This window comes from Geobacillus proteiniphilus (assembly GCF_001908025.1).
GTDB lineage: Bacteria > Bacillota > Bacilli > Bacillales > Anoxybacillaceae > Geobacillus > Geobacillus proteiniphilus.
On record NZ_MQMG01000046.1, the window covers coordinates 1 to 20,559 of the forward strand.

At 46.3% G+C, this 20,559-nt stretch carries 20 protein-coding genes; 16 read left to right on the plus strand and 4 right to left on the minus strand.

Annotated elements, in window-relative coordinates:
- Positions 1-246 (plus strand): DUF4871 domain-containing protein (locus BRO54_RS14425; RefSeq protein WP_139268075.1); only part of this gene is annotated, 246 nt, incomplete at its 5' end.
- Between the two features lie 18 nt (positions 247-264).
- Here BRO54_RS14425 and BRO54_RS19530 read toward each other — a convergent pair.
- Together BRO54_RS19530 and mscL are read right to left on the minus strand one after the other, a co-directional pair.
- Positions 265-504 (minus strand): hypothetical protein, encoded by a 240-nt coding sequence (locus tag BRO54_RS19530; RefSeq protein WP_139268076.1) that lies wholly within the window; start codon positions 502-504, stop codon positions 265-267.
- Between the two features lie 121 nt (positions 505-625).
- Positions 626-1,021, minus strand: a complete 396-nt coding sequence (mscL, locus tag BRO54_RS14430) for a large conductance mechanosensitive channel protein MscL (protein ID WP_074044396.1) — start codon at positions 1,019-1,021, stop codon at positions 626-628.
- 149 nt (positions 1,022-1,170) lie between these two features.
- Between mscL and BRO54_RS14435 the strand changes: the two genes are divergently transcribed.
- The 3 genes from BRO54_RS14435 to BRO54_RS14445 all read left to right on the plus strand — a co-directional run bounded on the left by BRO54_RS14435 (position 1,171) and on the right by BRO54_RS14445 (position 4,437).
- Positions 1,171-2,394 carry a YeeE/YedE family protein gene (locus BRO54_RS14435; RefSeq protein WP_074044397.1) on the plus strand — a complete coding sequence of 408 codons (1,224 nt, stop codon included), beginning with the start codon at positions 1,171-1,173 and terminating at the stop codon, positions 2,392-2,394.
- Between the two features lie 193 nt (positions 2,395-2,587).
- Positions 2,588-3,532 (plus strand): carbohydrate kinase family protein, encoded by a 945-nt coding sequence (locus tag BRO54_RS14440; RefSeq protein WP_074044398.1) that lies wholly within the window; start codon positions 2,588-2,590, stop codon positions 3,530-3,532.
- Positions 3,532-4,437, plus strand: coding sequence for a pseudouridine-5'-phosphate glycosidase (locus BRO54_RS14445; protein ID WP_074044399.1), 906 nt, complete (start codon positions 3,532-3,534; stop codon positions 4,435-4,437). The genes BRO54_RS14440 and BRO54_RS14445 overlap by 1 nt, the downstream gene beginning before the upstream one ends.
- A 53-nt stretch (positions 4,438-4,490) precedes the next feature.
- On the opposite strand, the gene BRO54_RS14450 is transcribed toward BRO54_RS14445, so the two are convergent.
- Positions 4,491-4,865 (minus strand): hypothetical protein, encoded by a 375-nt coding sequence (locus tag BRO54_RS14450; RefSeq protein ID WP_074044400.1) that lies wholly within the window; start codon positions 4,863-4,865, stop codon positions 4,491-4,493.
- Positions 4,866-4,979: 114 nt separating this feature from the next.
- On the opposite strand from BRO54_RS14450, the gene BRO54_RS20840 reads away from it, so the two are divergent.
- The 4 genes from BRO54_RS20840 to BRO54_RS21020 all read left to right on the plus strand — a co-directional run bounded on the left by BRO54_RS20840 (position 4,980) and on the right by BRO54_RS21020 (position 8,329).
- On the plus strand, positions 4,980-5,111 hold the full coding sequence (locus BRO54_RS20840) for a hypothetical protein (protein WP_275651050.1): 132 nt from the start codon (positions 4,980-4,982) through the stop codon (positions 5,109-5,111).
- 364 nt (positions 5,112-5,475) lie between these two features.
- Entirely contained in the window at positions 5,476-6,636 is a 1,161-nt protein-coding gene (locus BRO54_RS14455) for a helix-turn-helix domain-containing protein (RefSeq protein ID WP_074044401.1), read from the plus strand.
- 280 nt (positions 6,637-6,916) lie between these two features.
- On the plus strand, positions 6,917-7,972 hold the full coding sequence (locus BRO54_RS14465) for an RNA-guided endonuclease TnpB family protein (RefSeq protein ID WP_074044402.1): 1,056 nt from the start codon (positions 6,917-6,919) through the stop codon (positions 7,970-7,972).
- Between the two features lie 213 nt (positions 7,973-8,185).
- Entirely contained in the window at positions 8,186-8,329 is a 144-nt protein-coding gene (locus BRO54_RS21020) for an SEC-C metal-binding domain-containing protein (protein ID WP_079935800.1), read from the plus strand.
- 62 nt (positions 8,330-8,391) lie between these two features.
- On the opposite strand, the gene BRO54_RS14475 is transcribed toward BRO54_RS21020, so the two are convergent.
- Positions 8,392-9,159: a DODA-type extradiol aromatic ring-opening family dioxygenase gene (locus tag BRO54_RS14475; RefSeq protein ID WP_074044403.1), complete on the minus strand. Its 768-nt coding sequence runs from the start codon at positions 9,157-9,159 to the stop codon at positions 8,392-8,394.
- Positions 9,160-9,420: 261 nt separating this feature from the next.
- On the opposite strand from BRO54_RS14475, the gene BRO54_RS14480 reads away from it, so the two are divergent.
- The 8 genes from BRO54_RS14480 to BRO54_RS14510 all read left to right on the plus strand — a co-directional run bounded on the left by BRO54_RS14480 (position 9,421) and on the right by BRO54_RS14510 (position 20,553).
- Positions 9,421-9,969 carry a cupin domain-containing protein gene (locus BRO54_RS14480; protein ID WP_074044404.1) on the plus strand — a complete coding sequence of 183 codons (549 nt, stop codon included), beginning with the start codon at positions 9,421-9,423 and terminating at the stop codon, positions 9,967-9,969.
- A 322-nt stretch (positions 9,970-10,291) separates the two neighbouring features.
- Positions 10,292-10,429, plus strand: a complete 138-nt coding sequence (locus tag BRO54_RS21050) for a hypothetical protein (protein ID WP_476701671.1) — start codon at positions 10,292-10,294, stop codon at positions 10,427-10,429.
- Positions 10,423-10,590, plus strand: coding sequence for a hypothetical protein (locus BRO54_RS21025; protein WP_371878454.1), 168 nt, complete (start codon positions 10,423-10,425; stop codon positions 10,588-10,590). Before BRO54_RS21050 ends, BRO54_RS21025 begins: the two co-directional genes overlap by 7 nt.
- A 418-nt stretch (positions 10,591-11,008) precedes the next feature.
- Positions 11,009-12,688 (plus strand): MrcB family domain-containing protein, encoded by a 1,680-nt coding sequence (locus BRO54_RS14490; protein WP_074044406.1) that lies wholly within the window; start codon positions 11,009-11,011, stop codon positions 12,686-12,688.
- A complete protein-coding gene (locus BRO54_RS14495) occupies positions 12,657-15,167 on the plus strand; it encodes a restriction endonuclease-like protein (protein ID WP_074044407.1) in 2,511 nt (836 codons plus the stop codon). The genes BRO54_RS14490 and BRO54_RS14495 overlap by 32 nt, the downstream gene beginning before the upstream one ends.
- Before the next feature lie 30 nt (positions 15,168-15,197).
- Positions 15,198-15,527 (plus strand): nucleotide pyrophosphohydrolase, encoded by a 330-nt coding sequence (locus BRO54_RS14500; RefSeq protein WP_014195554.1) that lies wholly within the window; start codon positions 15,198-15,200, stop codon positions 15,525-15,527.
- Positions 15,528-15,952: 425 nt separating this feature from the next.
- Positions 15,953-18,826 carry an SNF2-related protein gene (locus BRO54_RS14505; protein WP_014195555.1) on the plus strand — a complete coding sequence of 958 codons (2,874 nt, stop codon included), beginning with the start codon at positions 15,953-15,955 and terminating at the stop codon, positions 18,824-18,826.
- Between the two features lie 17 nt (positions 18,827-18,843).
- Positions 18,844-20,553, plus strand: a complete 1,710-nt coding sequence (locus BRO54_RS14510; RefSeq protein ID WP_014195556.1) for a site-specific DNA-methyltransferase — start codon at positions 18,844-18,846, stop codon at positions 20,551-20,553.
- Positions 20,554-20,559: the final 6 nt, after the last annotated feature.

The following is a 20,559-nucleotide window of genomic DNA, read 5'->3' on the forward strand; positions in this document are numbered from 1 at the left end:
GGGGGGGACTCCATTCCAGAAGGAAAGCTGACAATCGTTGCAGTGAAAAAAGGCAGCAACGATATAGCTCCTGCGTTAACACTAGACGGAAAAACCGTTTGGACAACGGGAGTTCCAGGAGGTCCGAATAATGGTGCAGACGCACATATACCATCAAATATGAGACTGGGTGAATCTGGAAAATGGGCATTACTCGTCTATCTTGGAAAAACGTACTGGGATTACGTTGTAATCGACGTAAATTGAACGCTCTCCCACTTACGCTCACGCTGGGAAGTGGCGGTCTTCTCGGTTCGAGATGACAAAATAACAAGTGAAGCCAAAGGTGTTGCCGCACCTTCGGCCCCGCAATAGACGGTTCCCATAAAGGGGATCGGCGCGAGCAGAAGGAAATAATCCGCCTAAGCGCCTCGTTAACTTAAGGGTGGATATTTCTTTTGATTGTGCGACAGTATTGAAACCATGCGACTTGCGAAAAAACATCAATGCTTCAAATACTGTCATCGGCATCACCCCCTTCCAAATCAGGGGAGGCCGATCCACCCTCAAGTCACCGTAACATATTCACATAGTTAAGAGATTCGTTTACCGTTTTTGAGAGCCTGTCCACGCCATGGACAGGCTTTCACGTCGTTTCCCGCTGCTGTTTTAACAAATCGCGAATCTCTGTGAGCAGCTCCTCTTCTTTCGTCAGCGTCGGCGCCGTTTCTTTGACGTCTTCCTGTTTTTTCATCCGCTCGTACAGTTTGTTGAGCAGTTTGACAAACAGGAAAATCGAAAACGCGATGATCAAAAAATCGACGACTGTTTGGATAAACGCCCCGTATTTCACTTCCGCCTTGCCGACTTTCCAAGACAAGTCGCTGAAATTGATGCCGCCTAAAATCAAACCGACGAGCGGCATGATGATATCATTGACGAGCGAGGAGACGATTTTGCCAAACGCCCCGCCGATGATGACCCCGACGGCTAAATCGACCACATTGCCGCGGAGAGCAAATTTTTTGAATTCGTTCCACATGCCAATCTCCTTCCTAAGAAAGTGCTCGTCTGCATTATACCCGATCAGCCGCTGAGGTGAAACATTTCTAGTTTAAATCATAGAAAATCAATAAGTTTTATAGTATTATAAAGTAGGTGAACAAAATGGAAAAGGGGGAATTATGCATCATGGAGTTGACCGCACAACAACGAGACGTTCGCGCGAAACAAGCAGCGAACGCCCCGAAACATCCGACTGCGTGGATTATTGCTGTTTCCTGCCTCATATTGATCGGTGGAACGTTGTTCTTATATAGCCGCGTTTCTTGGCAACAGGCGCTTTTGTACGTGTTAGGGGCGTTTGGTGGATTTGTATTGTACCAGGCGCATTTTGGCTTTACATCTGCTTGGCGCAAATTCATTTTGTACCGCCAAGGGGAAGGTATTCGGGCGCAAATGGTGATGATGGCTGTGGCCAGCGCGTTGTTTTTGCCGCTGCTCGTGAAAGGCTCGGCGCTCGGGCACCCAGTGTCAGGGTATGTATTTGGCGTGGGGGTATCAGTCATCGTCGGCGCCTTCCTGTTTGGCATCGGCATGCAGCTTGGCGACGGCTGCGCGTCCGGGACGTTGTACCATATCGGCGGCGGCGATGTGAACGGCATCGTGACGCTCATCGGGTTCATCGCTGGCTCAGTCATTGCGACGACCCACTTTGACGTGTGGGCGAAGATGCCACAATTTGAGCCGTTCTCGTTCATTGGCGAGTTCGGCGCCTTGGGAGGGTTTTTGCTTCAGTTGGTTTTGCTGGCAGCGGTCTACTATGTGGTGACCGTGGCGGAAAAACGGCGCTATGGCCAACTCGTTGCTACATCGCTTGAGAACCGTCATGGCTGGAAAGCGATTTACAAAGGGCCATGGTCGCTTCTGGTCGGGGCGTTGCTCTTGGCTGTAACGAACGCGCTTGTGCTGATGATTAGCGGTAAGCCGTGGGGCATTACGTCTGCCTTCGCCCTTTGGGGGGCGAAGTTCGTGCAGCTGTTTGGCGTCGATCCGACCGCTTGGGCGTACTGGCAAGATGAAGCGAAACGGCAGGCGCTCGCGAATCCACTCTACTACGATACAACGACCGTGATGGACATCAGCTTGATGGTCGGCGCCTTATTGGCGGCAGCGCTGGCGGGCCGCTATACAAAAACGATTCAGTGGAAGCGTCCGACGCGCATGACGATCGGTGCGCTGATCGGCGGCCTGATGATGGGATACGGCGCCCGGCTGGCGTTCGGCTGCAATATCGGCGCGTATTTCGGCGGCATTGCGTCATTCAGCGCCCACGGCTGGGCGTGGTTTGTCTTTGCTTTCCTCGGCAGCCTGATCGGCGTCAAACTGCGTCCGTATTGCGCGTACAAAAACTAAACGTCCGAAAGTCGGCATCCCGTCGTTTTGACGGGGTGCTTTCTTTATGCCGTTTTTGCCGGACGGCATATGGTACAATGGCAGTGAGGCTTCGAAATGCGCAGCTGCCGGCTTTTTTTGAAACCGTTTTCCTTGTTTCGGGAGAGAGGAAAGAGCGCGGCGGTGTTCATTGGAAGAGAGGGGGAAGAAAGGAATGCGACAAGCGGCCTCGATCGTCTGCATTGGCGGGGCGAACGTCGACCGAAAGGCGCGGTTGCTCACTCCGTTTCGGCTCGGCACGTCCCATCCCGTCGCCACGACGCAAACCGCGGGCGGGGTGGCGAGAAACATCGCCGAAAACTTAGGGCGGCTTGCTCAACCTGTTTCGCTCGTCAGCACCGTTGGCGATGACCGCGATGGACAGTGGCTCATTGACGTGACGAGTCGGTACGTGGATTCACGGCACATCGTGCGAACGTCAAAAGCGAACACCGGGACGTATACAGCGGTGCTCGATGAACGTGGCGAGATGGTCCTCGCCTTGGCGGATATGGTGATTTATGATACAGTGGGAAAAGAATGGATGAAGCAGCGATGGCCCGAACTCGGCCCGATTTCAGCCGTCGTGCTTGATACGAATTTTTCAAGCAACGCCATTCAGTGGACAATCGAGCAGTGCCGTAGGGAGCGCCTCCCGCTTTGTGTGGTGACCGTGTCGGTTCCGAAAGTCAAGCGGCTGCCCGCTGATTTAAGCGGGGTGACGTGGCTTATCACGAACGAAGCGGAAGCGAAGGCGCTTGCCGAAGACGACGGTCGCAGCGTGTCCGAAGCGATGGAGGCGCTCGTTCGTTTGGGCGTCGAGAACGTTGTCGTCACGCGCGGCGCAAACGGCGTCGCGTACGCCACCAAGCAAGGGGAAACAGGAGCGATTGCGGCGCCGAAGGTTGAGGCCACCGACGCCACCGGAGCGGGCGACGCCTTTGCGGCTGGATTTTTGTACGGCGTCTTAGGCGGACATACGGTGGAAGACGCCTGCCGCTTTGGGATGAGCAGCGCGTCGCTTACGCTGCAAACGGCCGAAACGGTGCATTCCGCTTTGAATGAACACCTGTTGCAAGCCGCCTATGCGCGGTATTTTCGCGAAGGGGGAACGAAGTGATGAATGATTTTCTCGTCTTTTCCGAAGAAGTCGCTCAAGCGAAGGCGGAACAAAAGCCGATAGTCGCCTTAGAATCGACGATCATCTCGCATGGCATGCCGTATCCGGAAAACGTGCAGACGGCGAAAGACGTCGAGCGGATCATCCGCGACCGCGGCGCCGTGCCAGCAACAGTGGCGATTTTCAATGGAAAAATTAAAATTGGATTGACAGAAGCGGAACTTGAACAGTTAGGGACAAGCCGCGATGTAGAAAAAGTGAGCCGCCGCGACTTGCCGTATGTCGTCGCCATGAAGAAACACGGGGCGACTACCGTGGCGGCGACGATGATTTGCGCTGAGATGGCTGGCATCCGCGTGTTTGCGACCGGCGGCATCGGCGGAGTGCACCGCGGCGCCGAACAGACGATGGACATTTCCGCAGACTTGCAGGAACTGGCGCGCACAAACGTCGCGGTCGTCTGCGCCGGGGCGAAATCGATTTTGGATTTAGGATTGACGCTTGAATACCTAGAGACGCACGGCGTTCCGGTCATCGGCTATCAGACGGACGTCCTGCCGGCGTTTTATTCGCGGACGAGCCCGTTTCGCGTCGACTATCGCCTCGACAGCGTGGAAGAGATCGCCCAGTTCATCGAAACGAAATGGGGGCTTGGGTTAAACGGCGGTGTTGTGATCGCTAATCCTGTCCCAAAAGAAGATGAGCTCGAGGAGTCGTATATCACCGCCATCATCGAACAAGCGCTCAAGGAAGCGGAACAACAGCACATCACCGGAAAAGCGGTCACCCCGTTTTTGCTTGACCGGGTGAAAACGTTAACCGGGGGCAAAAGCTTGCAAGCAAACATCGCCTTAGTGAAAAACAACGCCGCCTTGGCGGCCGACCTTGCCCGAGAGCTTTCTTGATGCGAAAGCCCCCGCCCTGATTGAAGGGCGGGGGCATGATAGCGGTGGAGGATTTATCGAGCGTGAAGCAAATGGCGGATTTTTCGATCATGCTGGGCGATTTTGACGGAGTGGAAGTCGACCGTTTCTTGTGTTTCAACTAGTTCGACGCGGACGTGGCCGAGTTTCGCTTCGAGCCGTTCGAACCGTTCGTTGATGGTGCGCTCCAACTGGGCGATCTGCCGCTCAAACCGCCCGTCCATCTCCTCGATGCGCCCATCCATGTCTTCGATGCGCTTGTCCATTTCGTTCGTTTTTTCGTTCAACGTTTGGACTTGGCGTTGAAGCGAGTCGAATTTTTCATGGAGCGCCTCGAACTGTTTGCGCATATCAGCCGCGTACAAATCAAGCACTTGCAAAATTTGCGCCAATATCGTTTTTTCTTCCATCACCTTCACCTCCTTTCCACTCCAGTATATCAGACAAGCAAGTTAACGAGAAGAAAAAACGGTTTCAAATCTGACGGGATTTCGTCTATGATGGATAAAGGAGGATGCGCTGCTATGGCTGAAATGATCACTTATTCATCTTTTGCCACTGACTGGCTGCCTATCACAATCGTTTCGGCCGCTGTCGCTGTCAGTGTTTTCATTGCTATTCTTGTATTTAAAGTAGGGTTAAAAAGAAAATCGTGAACCCTTCACGGGGCTAGCTGAACGTCGACGCCCAGCCGGCACCACGGGCGAAATCGGGAGCGGGAAAAAGTATAAAAAGTGTTGCGGGAAGTAAGCACACGTACTTTGGCTTAAAAAACAGCCTGCCTCCGCGCATTGAAGCGAGGGGCGGGCTTGTTGCTTAACAAAGACCCGCCTATAAGGTTAAGCTTATCTAAAAACGTTTACAAATAGTGCACAATGCTTATTCCAAAAATTGCGAAGTTGATTGATCCATGCCAACACGATATGGTATGTTAAAAGAAAGGTTAATAAAAATTAACATTAATATCGGTTTATGACTCTATTTTGTGTTAAAAATAATTAACATAAAGGGGGTGCGATGATGGAGATTAAACAAACGATCGCGAAAAATCTAAATCGGGTAAAAAAAGAGTTGGGATTGAATAATCAGGATTTAGCCGAAATGATGGGCGTGACGAGACAAACAGTTGCCAAATATTTAAAAGGGGAGCAAATTCCTGACAGTGCAAAATTATTTCTTCTGTCACGACGCTTGAATATCCCGATGAAGGATTTTATCGTTTCTTCAGATGATCAGCATGAACAAATTTCTTCTTTCATGTTTCGTGCGGATAACCCTAAAGAAAACTTCCGTCTGATTGATCAAAATCAAGTGAATCGGATCATGAATGATTATTATGAGCTGCTTGTCTCTTTTGGAGAGGCTAGTGTCGCTTATTTGCCCCCGACGTATAAATTAAAGCTTGTTGATAATGAGTTAACGGAGGAACATAAGACAATCATTCGACAAGCAGCGGAACAAACGAGGAAAATGTTTGGCCTTGATCATGTGATCCCAAGTGATATTTATGCGGTTTTAGAGCACCATGGTATACATGTCATCGCGTTGAAAACGATTGATAAAAAAGTTGATGGTTTATCGGCTTACTCCCAAGAAAAAGGGGCTTTTATTTTCCTTAATGATCACGACGAAATATCTGAGGAACGAAAACGGTTCAGTGCCATTCATGAACTTGGCCATCTTATTTTTCATCGTGAGGAGTATCGAAGTGATCTTGGTTCTCTTACTTACAGCAGTGCAAGAAAGGAAATCAACGAAAAAGTCGCCACGTTGTTTGCGAGCTACTTTCTCATTCCCCGTGAACAGTTGCGGGAATATGCCTATTATTTTAAACGATATGTTACCACTGAAACGATTGTTGAGCTCAAGCGCCAATTTTTTGTCAGCGCTGAAGCCCTAATGAGAGCTTTATTGGACGAACAATACATTTCCCAAAAGACGTACGGCTTTTTGCGAAAAACGTTGTGGGAGCAAGGGTATAAAGATCAAGAACCCGCTCCAATCGATTATATTCCAAAAAACCGCAAATTGACCTATTTTGTGAAACAGGCGTATTTCGAGGGGAGCATTACGATTAATAAGGTATGCGAAATCCTTGGATGCGATTTGCGGACCGCTAGAGAAATGATCAAGGGATGGTATAAGGAGCATGGATGTTCAGAAAATACGGGGGCTTTATAAAAAGAGGGCGGTGGTGGACAACAATGTGTTAAACGATTTTTATGAGTTGGGCAGGATGGATTTACTGACGAGAGTGTTTGGCCGAGTGTGTGTTCCCGAGAGTATTTTGCTGAATGAGACTCCTGGCGATATCCGGACGGCTTTGCAACAAATCGATTACAGACATACGAGCGAGAAAGCCCACTCCTTTAGTTAGGGGTGGGATGAAAGCGAGCCGTTTTCTTATATGGAATGATTCTAACAAAACGGTATCCTGTAATCGCCGCAAGGAGGTGAATCCATGCCGACCATCACACTAAAGCTGGAACTGCACAAGCCAACGAAAGTCAAACAAGAAATGTATGAACGGATGACAGAAGTGAATACCGCCTTTGCGAATTGGCTGTTGAATCATCCCGAGCTGAATCAAGCGACGAGTAAACTATTTAAAGCGTTTTCGTCGCAACGGTTTCCTTCTGCCATCGTGAATCAGACGATTCGAGATGTCAAGTCTCAAAGGAAACATCAGAAGGCAAAAAGGTTTAAAACATTATGGTGTTGCTTCAACAATCAAAATTGGAACGTCCAGCGAAAGGGAGAGTTCTATACGGTTTCATTCCCAACATTAGAGAAGCGAATTGGCGTGCCGGTGGTCACGCGTCCCTATCAAGAAGCATGGCTGAATCGGCTGCTCGATGGAACCGCCAAACAAGGGGCGGCCAAGCTCTACAAAAAGAGAAAGAAATGGTACTTGGCTGTTGCGATCACATTTGAAGTCCAACAACGGGAAGAAACGAAGGCAATGGGCGTTGATTTGGGACTTCGTTATATCGCCGTTGCCAGCATTGGAACGAAATCGTTGTTTTTCAAGGGCAGCCAATGCGCTTTCATTCGCCGACGATATGCGGCTTTGCGGCGAAAGTTGGGCAAAGCCAAGAAGCTCCATATGATTCGCAAAATCGGCCGTAAAGAGTCCCGCTGGATGAAGGATATAAACCATAAAATCAGCCGTCAAATCGTCCGTTTTGCCCTCGCCAACGGTGTTGGCGTGATTCGGATGGAAGATTTGACGGGGATTCGGAAACGAGCCGCTTCTGCAAAAGAAGCAGGACGAAGTCTCCATTCCTGGGCGTTTCATCAATTGCAAACGATGATTGCCTATAAAGCTGAAATGGCAGGCATTCGGGTGGAGTGGGTGAATCCGACCTACACAAGCCAGACCTGTCGATGCGGCTATCGAGATAAAGGAAACCGAAACGGCATCCGCTTCCAATGCCAAGCGTGCGGATACGCCATCCACGCCGACTTAAATGGGGCGATCAACATCGCCAAAGCGATTTCGGGTTTGAGCGCCTAACCTAGCGCACTGGTCACAGGTGCGCCGCCCATCGGGGTACACACTAACCCGATGGGACGGGGTGATGACACACCCCCGAACTTGGGCGTTGTCCAAACCAGAAATGGATGAGGACGCGAACGACCCAAGAATCCTACGCCTTTAGGCGTGTGGAGTGTCAAAAACAATATCATTTGCAAGATGTGTAGCCGTGTTGAACAAGACTAGCGTCTTTTGCATCGAAACAGAGAACGGTCCTGTCTGAACGCTATTCAAGGACGGCCTTTCTTTGAGAACATCCCACGTCTTCCACCAAAAACTGGCCGCAAAGACCCATGCGGCAGCGGGAAAAAGTATAAAAAGTGCTGTGGCAAATGAGAACGCTGCTTTGTCTCAAAGAAACGGCCCGTCCCCACGCGGTGGCGTCGGAGGCGGGCCTTTTAAAAAGACACAGCCATGAGGCTTAAGCTTCCATACTGATATTCTCGGAACAACACGCGCGGCGCTTGGTCACGACTGCCCGCGCCGTAAGCGATCCAATATGGTGCGAGGTGCTCCGGTGTGGGCACGGCTTGCTTGGCGTAGGGCGCTTTGTTCTCATAATCGAACACCTCTTCACTATGGGCGGCTGATCGGCTGAGGAGCCAATCATCAAACGCAACGGCCCATGCGTCCGCTTCAGCGTGACCTTCCCAACGGAGCGCCATCAAATTGTGCACCGTCCCGCCGCTGCCGATGATCATCACGCCCTCATCCCGCAGCGGGCGCAGCGCTTCCCCGAGCTGGAACAATTGTTTTGGCGTCCACCACGGCACGACCGACGCTTGCACGACCGGGATGTCAGCGTTGGGAAATAGGCGGTGCAACAACACCCAAGAACCGTGATCCAACCCGCGCGTGGGATCAACGGCCACTTCCGCTGCGCCGCCTAGGCGCTCCCGCACGCGTTCCGCCCACTCGACCGACCCGCGCGCCGGATAAACCACTTCATACAACTCGCGCGGAAAACCGGAAAAATCGTAAATCATGTCATACGTTCCCTCAACCGCCGAAACCGTCGGTTGGCGGGTCATCCAGTGCGCTGTAAAGATGACCACCGCCTGCGGACGAATCCCTTCCCCAAGCTTTTTCAAAAACGTCGTATACGTATTGTCCTCGATCGCCAACATCGGCGAACCGTGTGCAAGAAACAGGGCAGGGGCTTTCATTAATGCATTCCTCCTCGTGAGTACGGAAACTTGTCAGCGGCCCGCCGCGCATTTTTGCGTCGATAGCCTTATCCCAATTGTAGCATACTCACTCCTAGTTATACATAGGTGAACGTCTACAATCCATCGTGGCCATTGCCTATGAACGTCTTCGCAAGTGGGCGGCGGGCGCCTGTCAGAAAAGACCCGCCAAAAACGCCAGTCAAATTCCTCGCCGTTTTGCATAAGATTAAGATGATCAATCGAGGAAGAGGTGAAACGATGTACACCATTTCTTTTATGCCCTCCCATCCTTATGTCTACCCGTATGCTTATCCATATCCGCCCTATGTCTATCCGCCCGTGCACTACTACTACTATGGAGGGCCGCCTGTTTACGGGCCGGTTCCTTACAGAGAGAACATAAAGCTGAAAGATTACGGGCCGGAGCCGTTTGTCATTTCGATCAACGAGGCCGCGAAACAAAACGATACGTACCGCACCGCTTTATGGACCGGGCCGCATTTGCAAGTGACGTTGATGAGCCTGAATGTCGGGGAAGATATTGGATTGGAAATTCACCATCACGTCGATCAATTTTTGCGCATTGAACAAGGTGAAGGAATTGTCCGAATGGGCAAGAGGAAAGACGAGTTGACGTTGGAAAGAAACGTGCGCGTCGGTTCCGCGATTATGGTTCCAGCTGGAACATGGCACAATGTCATCAACACCGGAAATGTCCCGCTGAAGCTCTATTCCATCTATGCACCTCCGCAGCATCCGCGCGGCACTGTGCACCGAACAAAGGCCGACGCCCTGGCGGCTGAATAACGAACAAGCGGCTTGAGGGATCGATGCGGCGCCTCAAGCCGTTTTCTTTATAGAAGGTCGGTGAAAAACAGCCGTTTTTCTTGGATCGATATTCTCTGAATAAAGAGAAGCACAGCTTTTACAAAGTTTCTCAATTTGAGAAATTTGGTGATTGAACGACATTCCTTGTTAAATCATTACCTTCACTGGTCATACATAAGTAAACTTTTGCAATGAATCGTGGTTATTAACAATTTTTGTAAAAAAGTTGTCTGTTTTCAAACGGATGCAATATTATACATGGTTTGGAAGCAACGAAAAGTTAATCGTTGATGCGCGCGGTATGTCTGACGGGACGCTTCGCTTCATCGCGATTTTAGTGGCTTTATTGACGCGTCCGTCTAAAAGTTTGATATCGTTATTGAAGAAATTGATAACGGTTTGCATCCTTCCCGAGCAGGTCTCCTTATCGATATGTTAAATGAGATCGGCACAGATCGTCAAATTGATATTCTGATGATGACCCATAATCCCGCTTTACTTGACGAGTTAGGGCCAGAGATGATTCCACTTATCATCTCTAACCGAGAAGTTCCCCACTTCAACGCGACTAGCGTAAGTGGGGATGAATCGGCGCCTTGAATCTCCCACCTTTAAGCATTTGCGTAGGTGGGAGAGCGTTCAATATTGTTGCTCACCGTTCCAGAAAAGATGGAACAAGTGAACTGATTCCTCTTGAAGATATTCAAGCACTGCCTAAGCTTTTAGCTGGCGGATCGATTGGAAAACTAACGGCAGAAGGAGAGATCGAAGCGATGGGAGGTTGAGATTTTTACCGGAGATGAAGGGCTCAAAGCACATGAACCAGCAAAGCTATCAAGGGTTCCTAGAAGGTGAAAAAAGTAAGATAACGATAAAATGGACGGTAAAGCATGACAAAAGATGCTAACTTCTGACGGAACAAGCGGCTTTCCCACTGGTGGGGACGGCCGCTTTTTTAGTAGAATAGAAGAAAAATAGAAACGAAGAATAAAATTTCTACACGAAGGAGCCGTTCTCAATGTCATTGCATCATCTTTTCCGTGAAGTGATGACGATTTACGAGCAAGAAAAACGCGAAAAATTTTCAAAAGAGCGGCGGTCGTTTCAGTTGGTGACGCGAGCAATTCCAGAGGCGTTGAAAGCGTTGCCTTTCCTGCTGCCTGACCGGTATGTGGTGAAAGGCTCCGTCGGTCAAGGGGTATGGACCGACGTGCCGTGGGTGGCGGTGATGGACCAAGAAGTGACGGATTCCACGCAGCGGGGGTATTATATCGCCTACTTGTTCAGTGAGGATATGCGCCGGCTCTATTTGACGCTCGCCCAAGGAGTGACGGAGACGCCGAGAGACGAAATGGAGCGAGTGAAGCGGGACATCCGCCAACTCATTCCCGCTGAAGAACGCGTGCGGACGGATGATGACATCCGTCTTGGCGAAAGCAAACGGGCGAAAGACTACGAACGGTCGGTGGCGGCGTATATCGCCTATTCGTTTGACGATATGCCATCCGATGAACAACTCGCGCGCGACCTCGAAACGATGATCGGTTATTACCAACAATATGTGGAGCGAACAGAAACGATGGCGCCGCCTGGGGCTCGGCTTTCCTATCAAACGGTTGTGGAGCATATTCATTCGTACATAGCGTCCAAAGGGTTCTATTATACGAAAGAGGAAGTGACAAATCTCTTTCTATCGTTAAAAACAAAACCGTTTGTCATCCTATCCGGCATTTCTGGAACCGGGAAAACGAAAATCGTTCAATGGCTCGCCGAGAGCGTCGGCGCGACGGAAGACAACGGCCGCTTCACCTTAATTCCCGTCCGCCCGGACTGGAACGACGGCTCTGATTTGCTTGGCTATGTCGATATTAAAGGCGATTTCAAGCCCGGGCCGCTCACCAACGTCATCATCGAAGCGAAGAAGCATCCGGACAAACCGTATTTCGTCGTGTTGGATGAGATGAACCTCGCCCGTGTGGAACATTACTTCAGCGATGTCTTAAGCGTCATGGAAAGCCGCCGCTGGGAAAACGGGCTCATCACCTCGTCGCGGTTGCTGCCGAGAGAAACAGCAGGGTGCGATCTCGTTCTCCCGCCGAACGTCTACATCATCGGCACGGTCAACATGGACGAGACGACCTACCCCTTCAGCAAAAAAGTGCTCGACCGGGCGAACACGATCGAGTTCAACCGCGTCCAGCTCGACCATCTCGACTTTTTGCGCGATTTGCCAACCGTCGCGCCCCTGCCCGTCGGACAGGAGCTGTTCGCGCCGCGGTATTTGCATTTGAAAGATGTGTATGCACACTGCCCAGAGCTTGTTGAAACCGTGACGAAAAAGCTCGTGGAGATCAACCGCATCCTCGAGCCGCTCGGCGCTCATATCGGCTACCGCGTCCGCGATGAAATTTGCTTCTACCTTGCTTATAACGAAGAAGGAAAGCTGATGGAATTTGCCAAGGCGTTCGACTATTGCCTGATGCAAAAAATATTGCCGCGCCTCTCAGGAAGCGACGCGCGGTTGGAAACAGCGCTCAAGCGACTGTTTGTCCTGTGCGCCGGCTTTGAACCGGACGGCGAATACGGCGGCGTGCTTGATGTTTCGTATGCCAACTATCCAAAAAGTGCGGAGAAAATTTGGCAGATGCTGCGGAGGTTAGAGGACGATGGCTTCACTTCGTTCTGGCTCGGGGCGTGACGACCGCGAGCTTGTCCATATCGAAACGAAACAGCTCACGCTCGTGATCAAAGGAAAGCCATATCACGAGCAATACAAAGGACTCCAGCAATACCGCAAACTCGACTTTCACGAATCGATGGAGTTTTTGGTCAGGGGAGAAGACATTCTTGAAGTGAAGATATTTGATATTGATCAACAAAGACTTGTGGAATGGTCTGAGGGCCACCGGCCGATCTTTTTTGAAAATGGCATTTATCAAATCATCGTTTCTCCAAAAAACGATAGTGAACTAACGTTTTATCATGAATATCCATCATTAAGAAGAGCAGTCGACCGAGTCAACATCGGCAGTCAATACGTACTGATGGGAAACCTTCATTTTCAAAACGAAGTGGGATTATCGACATTTGAAATCCGGAATGGAGATAAAGTCATATTAGAAGTGACGATCGAAATTTTTCCAACGAAATTAAATTATAAGGAAGACTATCAAAAGCTTCTCCAAGAAGTAAGCGATGAAATTTATAATCTCGCCTTTCATTTTATTAAGAAAACGTATCAGCGGGCGAAAGCAAAACTAGACGGCACTCCTTCCCGAAGCGAATTTTTCCGGCTGATGGAGGCGCATTTTCACGACTTCCTCCAAGCCATTCGGCAAATCGAGCGGCAGCCGCACCATCAGCACGTGACGACCCATGTGAAAGCGAGGGGAGACCAGCTTGGCCGCTTGGACCAAAAAGGAAGAAACTATTTGCGGAAAAGACCGCAATTATTTTGTGAAGTCCATAACGGAATAAAGATTCAACACCGTTCACTAATGCCGGTATCCGGCTTAAAAGCGAAAAAAGAATTGACGTATGATACGCTAGAAAACCGGTTTGTAAAATGGATGATGGCACGTTTAATCGATAAATTGCACGATTTATGGGAAAAAGTGCAATCGAAAAACAAACGATACGAAGTAGAAGCAGATCCGGACTTGCTTGCGAAAATCATGAATATGAAACGCGCGCTCGAAGCGAAAACAAACAATGCGTTTTGGCGGACGATCGGGAAACTGGACCGTTCGATCATGAGCCTCGTCTTGCAAATGGCGCCGGGATATCGCGATGCGTATCAAATATTTTTAATCGTGACGCGGGGCCTTGCACTGCAAGGAAAACTGTATCAAATGTCCGTCAAAGACGTGGCGACATTGTACGAGTATTGGACGTTTCTGAAGCTGGGACAACTGTTGGGCAAAAAGTATAAATTGATCAGCCAGGACATAATTCAAGTGAATCGAACGGGGCTGTTCGTCAACTTGGAAAAAAACCGTTCCGCAAAGCGGATATACGAACATCCGCACACGGGCGAAAAAATTATTTTGACGTATCAAAAATACGAAGGAAGGCTGCCGACCATTCCGCAAATTCCGGATACAATGTTGTCGATCGAGAAGAAAGGAAAAGATTATACGTTCAATTACATTTTCGACGCGAAATATCGCATTGATTTCGCGGTGGAGGGAAGCAGCTACCAAAAACGTTATCACATTCCCGGTCCAATGGAAGAAGACATCAATACAATGCATCGTTACCGCGATTCGCTCGTTGTCCGCCACAACGGCCCTTATGAAAGAACCGCCTTTGGCGCTTATGTGTTATTTCCTTGGTACGATGAGGATAGCTATCAAGACCATAAGCTATACAAAAGCATTAATGAAGTCAATATCGGCGGGCTGCCGTTTTTGCCAAACGCGACCCGGTTAGTCGAACAATTGATCGAGCGTCTGATCGAAAAAAGCCCGGAGGAACTGCAACAGGAAGGAATTTTGCCGCAAGGAATTATGGAAGAATGGCGGTCTTCTTTCGATGAAAAAGTGCTTGTTGGAATGGTCCCAAGCGCGCAAAACTATCACACCCATCTGAAGCACCGGTTTTATCATATTCCGGTCAAACGTCTGAAAAAAGGATGGCAGGAAGCGAAATACATCGCTCTTTATCCAAAACAAGGAGCGGCGCCGGTCAATGGAGTTGCTTGCTTTGGAAAGATCACCGATGTAAAGTTTGTAAAACGATACGAAATCAATGAACTGCCAAAAAACAGTTCAGAGGAGTACGTGAGATTCGAGATCGAAAGCTGGCATTTTTTAAAGGACATTATCCGACCGGTCGGCTACGGAATATCTGTCTACACAATGACTACCTTAAATACGTTAAAAGAAGCGAAAGAACTCCCTGAATTGTTTATGAAATCGAAAGAAGAAATCACTTTATGGAGAATGCTGCGGAGACTGTCCGACCGCATTCGCTTTGACCTAGATGACCGATACTTAGATAAAGCGTCTAAAATTACAGCGTACCGCATCAAAGATATTGTCATAAAGCTCGAAGGAGAGCAACTAGTCATCACAAGAGGAACTAAACGCAAAACACTTTCGATTGACGCTTTGCTTAAACAGCCGTCGATGGTGTTTAAGGAAATGGTAAGATTGATGGATAGCGACACCATTTAAAGAAAAATAGCACTAACGGAGGTAATAATCATGAAACACTTGCAGCAAAAAATCATTGAATTTCGCGATGCGCGTAATTGGAAACAGTTTCATACCCCAAAAGACTTAGCGATTTCATTATGCCTGGAAGCAGGAGAGTTGCTGGAAAATTTTCAATGGAAAAGCAGCGAAGAAGCTGTAAAAACAAACTTGGAAAATATAAAAGACGAAATTGCCGATGTAGTCATTTATGCGCTCCTATTATCACACGAATTAGGAATTGACCTGGAAAAAGCTGTTGTTGATAAAATAAAGAAAAATGAACAAAAGTATCCGATTGAGAAGTCGTTTGGGTCAAAAAAGAAATATACTGAATTATAAAGTTGAAAAAGTTTTGGTGATTTGTTAGATTCATGTTCGCTGTTCCAATTGGAATCATGATCGTGTTCACCCCTTGTTTTTTTGGTCACTGTATATGACCTTCCAAGGTGGTGGATTTTTTATGTACATTATGCATTGGTTATGCGTTTTGCAACACGTTCAGTATTACTTTAAACTATAGATGTCAATCGTTATACTATCATTGAGTAAATCAAGAACAAAAAATTATTAGGAGAAATGAAAGAAGCGGATAAACATTTTTTAATAAATTGAAGATAACAGTGAGAGAGCCATGGGACCTTAGGAGAACATTGTCATATGTTGTCAAATGTCTGTTATTGTAAGATAACGTCGAATATAATAGAAATATAGATAACGTCCGGCATGCGAGTAACGTTGGGACTTTATATTTGGGGGGCTAGTTAATGATAACGTCATATCAAAGCAAATACTTTGCTTACGAACTGACAAAACAAAACGCTTCAAATTCGATAGGACGGTTAAGCCAATCTCTCATTAATGCTACGGTCGATTTAAACCCACATCAAGTGGAAGCAGCATTATTTGCCTTTCGTGCTCCATTGGAGAGAGGAGCGATTTTAGCGGATGAAGTAGGACTAGGAAAAACGATTGAAGCGGGATTGATTATTAGTCAATTGTGGGCAGAACGAAAGCGAAATATCCTTATTATCGTACCGCCTCCGCTAAGAAAACAATGGCATCAGGAACTATGGGAAAAGTTTTATATCCCATCCATTATATTAGAAAGCAAGAACTTCAACGAAATGGTACGTTCCGGTCACCGTAATCCTTTTTTGCAACAAGATCAAATTGTGATTACTTCTTATCCGTACGCTCGAAATAAAGCGGATATGATACGAAAGGTCAACTGGAATCTAATCGTTTTTGATGAAGCACATCGCATGCGAAATGTATACAAAAAATCAAATAAAATTGCTCGCACGTTAAGAGAAGCTACAGCTGGTTATCCCAAAATTTTATTGACGGCTACGCCGTTGCAAAACTCGTTAATGGAATTATATGGACTTATCAGTTTTATTGATCCGCATATTTTTGGTGATGAAACGACGTTTAGACGCCAGTTTTCCCGAGGAACGAAAGAAATGTCGGAAATGGATTTTATTGATTTGAAACAACGAATTAAGCCTGTTTGCCATCGTACATTAAGACGGCAAGTGACTGAGTACGTGAATTATACACAGCGTATTCCTATCACTCAAGAGTTTATGCCAACGAATGAGGAATGGGAACTGTATGAAAAAGTATCGGCATATTTACAAAGAGAACATCTTTTTGCGTTACCGGCAAGCCAACGGGCATTAATGACGCTTGTTGTTCGCAAATTGTTAGCTTCTTCTTCGTTTGCTATTTCCGATACATTGCTTTCTCTCATCAAAAGGCTTGAGCAATTGTTAGAACAATTAGATAGCGGAAAAACAGAGATAACTGTAGAACACTCTGATGTTTACGCTGATGTTGACGAATTTGATGATACGGTGGAAGAGTGGGAAGAAGACGATCAGCCATCATACATAGACAAATTATCGCCAGATGAAATGAAGCGTCTTATTCAAGAGGAAAAAGAAGAATTAGAACAATATTATTCTCTAGCAAAATCAATTAAAGAAAATTCAAAAGCGGAAGCATTGCTTATTGCGCTTGAAAAAGGATTTGAAAAATTAAGAATGCTAGGCGCAAATGAAAAAGCGGTTATTTTCACAGAGTCACGTCGAACACAGATGTATTTACGTGAATTTCTTGAACGTAATGGCTACGCTGGCAAAATTGTTTTATTTAATGGCGAAAACCAAGATGAACAGGCAAAACAAATTTATGAGCAATGGTTAGAAAAGCATCGGCATGATGATAAAATTACTGGATCAAAAACAGCAGATATGCGCGCGGCGCTTGTTGAATATTTTAAAGAACAAGCGTCGATTATGATTGCAACGGAATCAGCATCAGAAGGGATTAACTTACAGTTTTGCAGCCTAGTCGTTAACTACGATTTACCTTGGAATCCACAGCGGATTGAGCAGCGAATCGGACGTTGTCATCGTTACGGTCAAAAGCATGATGTCGTTGTGATTAACTTTTTAAATTGTAAAAATGAAGCCGATAAAAAAGTGTATGAAATTCTCTCCGAAAAATTTAGGCTGTTTGAAGGGGTTTTTGGTTCTTCGGATGAGGTGCTAGGTTCGCTAGAGTCCGGTGTCGATTTTGAAAAACGGATTCAACAAATTTATCAGACGTGTCGCACGGCGGAAGAAATTGAACAAGCGTTTAAAAACTTGCAAGCCGAGTTAGATGAGCAAATTCAATTAAAAATGAAAGAAACACGTATGCATCTATTAGAAAACTTCGATGATGAGGTAAGAGAGAAACTAAGAGATCATTATCATCAAACAAGTTTACACCTCAATCGTATGGAACGTTACCTTTGGAATCTATCAAAATATGAAGGAGCAAGAGAGGCAATATTTGATGATGAAACATTAAGTTTTGTCAAAGATTATGAAACATATCAAATGATATCACAAGCAAAGAAGCAAAACAGCCCAAACGTTCATCATTTTCGTTTTTCTCATCCGCTTGCACAAAAGTGGATCGAGCAGGCAAAAAGCCGGGAACTGTTGCCGAAGGAAATTACGTTCCGTTATTCGGATTATAAAGGGAAAGTCAGTATTTTAGAGCGATTGATTGGAAAAGAAGGTTGGTTATCGCTTGATTTGCTTCATGTACAGTCATTAGAAAGCGAACAGCACCTTATTTTTTCAGCAATTGATACAGAAGGTGGACAGCTCGATCAGGAAATGTGCGAAAAAATGTTTGAACTGCCTGCTGTTGAAGGAGAAGAGGTGGAAATTTCTGATTCGATTCGAAATACGCTTCGCCGGATTAGCGAAGGGCAACAAGAAGCAATTTTAAATGAGATTATGGAGAGAGCATCAGCTTATCTTGATTCTGAATTAGAAAAGCTGGAAAAGTGGTCGCAAGACTTGAAAAATAAACTTGAAAAAGATATAGATGAAATGACGGTAGAAATTGAACATTTGAAGCGAGAAGCAAAACTTACACGTAACTTAGCTGAAAAGCTGGAAAAAAACAAGCAAATTAAGGAATTGGAAAAGAAGCGCAACGAGATGCGGAGAAATCTCTATGATCAGCAAGATGAAATTGATGAACAAAAAGATCGCTTATTCGAGGAAGTAGAGAAAAAACTAGAACAACGAACGGCAACTGAGCACCTTTTTACAATCAAATGGAGAATCGTGTAGCAACAGGAGGGATTACATTGGCACAAAAACAAAAACTAGAATTAACATGGATTGGCAAAGACGAACAACCAAAACTCGAACCGCGCATTCTTCTCGAAGACCCGGAACTTTCGTATCATGCAAAAGAACGGGTGTCGGAAAATGATATATTTGATAACCGCCTTATTTATGGGGACAATTTGTTAGCGCTGAAAGCATTGGAACAAGAGTTTACGGGAAAGATTAAGTGTATTTACATTGACCCGCCGTATAATACAGGAGCGGCTTTTGAGTATTATGATGACAGTTTAGAACATTCAATTTGGTTGACTTTAATGAAACAAAGATTAGAAATATTAAAGAAACTATTATCGAAAGATGGGGTTATTTTTGTTCAAATTGATGATAAAGAGATGGCGTATTTACGTATTTTAATGGATGAGATCTTTGGTAGAAGAAATTTTCTGAATATGATAGTTGTAAAAACCTCTGACCCTTCTGGTCACAAAACAGTTAATCCATCTCCATATTCGCAAACCGAATATATATTAATGTATGCAAAGGAGAGAAGCCAATATAACTACGAAATTCAGTATGTGGAATCGGAGTATGATCCTTCTTATAATAAATATATAGTAAATCGCAATGAAAGTTTTGAAAAGTGGAAAATCGTAAATTTAGAAGATATTGTGGCAAAAGAGCTAGGGTTTAATGATGCACAAGAAGCAAAACTAAAATATGGTAAATTGGATTTTCTCGAGAAAATAGCAGAATTTGCTCTTCATAATGCGGATAGCGTATTTCAATTGACTGCAATTAGTGATGCAGCAGGAAAAAATATTGTTAAGATTAGAGATGAGTCTAAGAAAAATAGAGGAGTAATCTACCATATTCCACGCGAAGGTTATGAGGATATCTATGTTCTTAATGGAAGACAAATTTATTTTTATAGTTCCAAAATTAAAGAAATCGATAATAAAAAAGTACCTGCTAAGCCTTTAACTAATCTTTGGACTGATATACCATGGAATGGGATTGCGAATGAGGGAGGCGTTAAATTTAAAAACGGTAAAAAACCTGAAAAATTGATAAGAAGATGTATTGAGATGTCGACAAAGAAAGGAGACTGGGTTCTCGATTCGTTTGCCGGTTCGGGAACGACTGGTGCAGTGGCGCATAAAATGGGACGGCGATGGATTATGATTGAGCTTGGCGAGCATTGCCATACGCATATTATTCCTCGAATGAAAAAAGTCATCGATGGAACGGATCAAGGCGGAATTAGTAAAGCAGTGAATTGGAAAGGCGGAGGCGGTTTCCGCTATTATAAATTGGCGCCAAGTTTGTTGAAGAAAGATAAGTTTGGAAATTGGATCATTAATCCGGAATATAACGCCGAAATGCTGGCGGAAGCGATGTGTAAACATGAAGGATTTACGTACAACCCGGATCCGGAAGTGTTTTGGAAGCAAGGTCAGTCTACGGAGAACGATTTTATCTTTACAACCACACAGCTTGTCACGCAACAAATGGTGGAAAGTATCGTCGAGCAAATGAAAGAAAATGAAACATTGCTCATTTGCTGTAAAGCATATAACGTTAACGTTGAGGATTTCCCGCAAGTGACGATTAAGAAAATTCCGCAAGCCATTTTAAACAAATGTGAGTTTGGTCGCGACGATTACAGTTTAAATGTCAACAACTTACCAATGAAAGAAAAAGAACCAGAACAATTAGAGTTATTTTAGGGGGAA

Excerpts from the sequence above, each read along its gene's own strand:
- BRO54_RS19530 (WP_139268076.1), bottom strand. The coding sequence starts at position 504 with ATGACAGTATTTGAAGCATTGATGTTTTTTCGCAAGTCGCATGGTTTC.
- mscL (WP_074044396.1), bottom strand. The coding sequence starts at position 1,021 with ATGTGGAACGAATTCAAAAAATTTGCTCTCCGCGGCAATGTGGTCGAT.
- BRO54_RS14435 (WP_074044397.1), top strand. The coding sequence starts at position 1,171 with ATGGAGTTGACCGCACAACAACGAGACGTTCGCGCGAAACAAGCAGCG.
- BRO54_RS14440 (WP_074044398.1), top strand. The coding sequence starts at position 2,588 with ATGCGACAAGCGGCCTCGATCGTCTGCATTGGCGGGGCGAACGTCGAC.
- BRO54_RS14445 (WP_074044399.1), top strand. The coding sequence starts at position 3,532 with ATGAATGATTTTCTCGTCTTTTCCGAAGAAGTCGCTCAAGCGAAGGCG.
- BRO54_RS14450 (WP_074044400.1), bottom strand. The coding sequence starts at position 4,865 with ATGGAAGAAAAAACGATATTGGCGCAAATTTTGCAAGTGCTTGATTTG.
- BRO54_RS20840 (WP_275651050.1), top strand. The coding sequence starts at position 4,980 with ATGGCTGAAATGATCACTTATTCATCTTTTGCCACTGACTGGCTGCCT.
- BRO54_RS14455 (WP_074044401.1), top strand. The coding sequence starts at position 5,476 with ATGGAGATTAAACAAACGATCGCGAAAAATCTAAATCGGGTAAAAAAA.
- BRO54_RS14465 (WP_074044402.1), top strand. The coding sequence starts at position 6,917 with ATGCCGACCATCACACTAAAGCTGGAACTGCACAAGCCAACGAAAGTC.
- BRO54_RS14475 (WP_074044403.1), bottom strand. The coding sequence starts at position 9,159 with ATGAAAGCCCCTGCCCTGTTTCTTGCACACGGTTCGCCGATGTTGGCG.
- BRO54_RS14480 (WP_074044404.1), top strand. The coding sequence starts at position 9,421 with ATGTACACCATTTCTTTTATGCCCTCCCATCCTTATGTCTACCCGTAT.
- BRO54_RS21050 (WP_476701671.1), top strand. The coding sequence starts at position 10,292 with ATGTCTGACGGGACGCTTCGCTTCATCGCGATTTTAGTGGCTTTATTG.
- BRO54_RS21025 (WP_371878454.1), top strand. The coding sequence starts at position 10,423 with ATGTTAAATGAGATCGGCACAGATCGTCAAATTGATATTCTGATGATG.
- BRO54_RS14490 (WP_074044406.1), top strand. The coding sequence starts at position 11,009 with ATGTCATTGCATCATCTTTTCCGTGAAGTGATGACGATTTACGAGCAA.
- BRO54_RS14495 (WP_074044407.1), top strand. The coding sequence starts at position 12,657 with ATGGCTTCACTTCGTTCTGGCTCGGGGCGTGACGACCGCGAGCTTGTC.
- BRO54_RS14500 (WP_014195554.1), top strand. The coding sequence starts at position 15,198 with ATGAAACACTTGCAGCAAAAAATCATTGAATTTCGCGATGCGCGTAAT.
- BRO54_RS14505 (WP_014195555.1), top strand. The coding sequence starts at position 15,953 with ATGATAACGTCATATCAAAGCAAATACTTTGCTTACGAACTGACAAAA.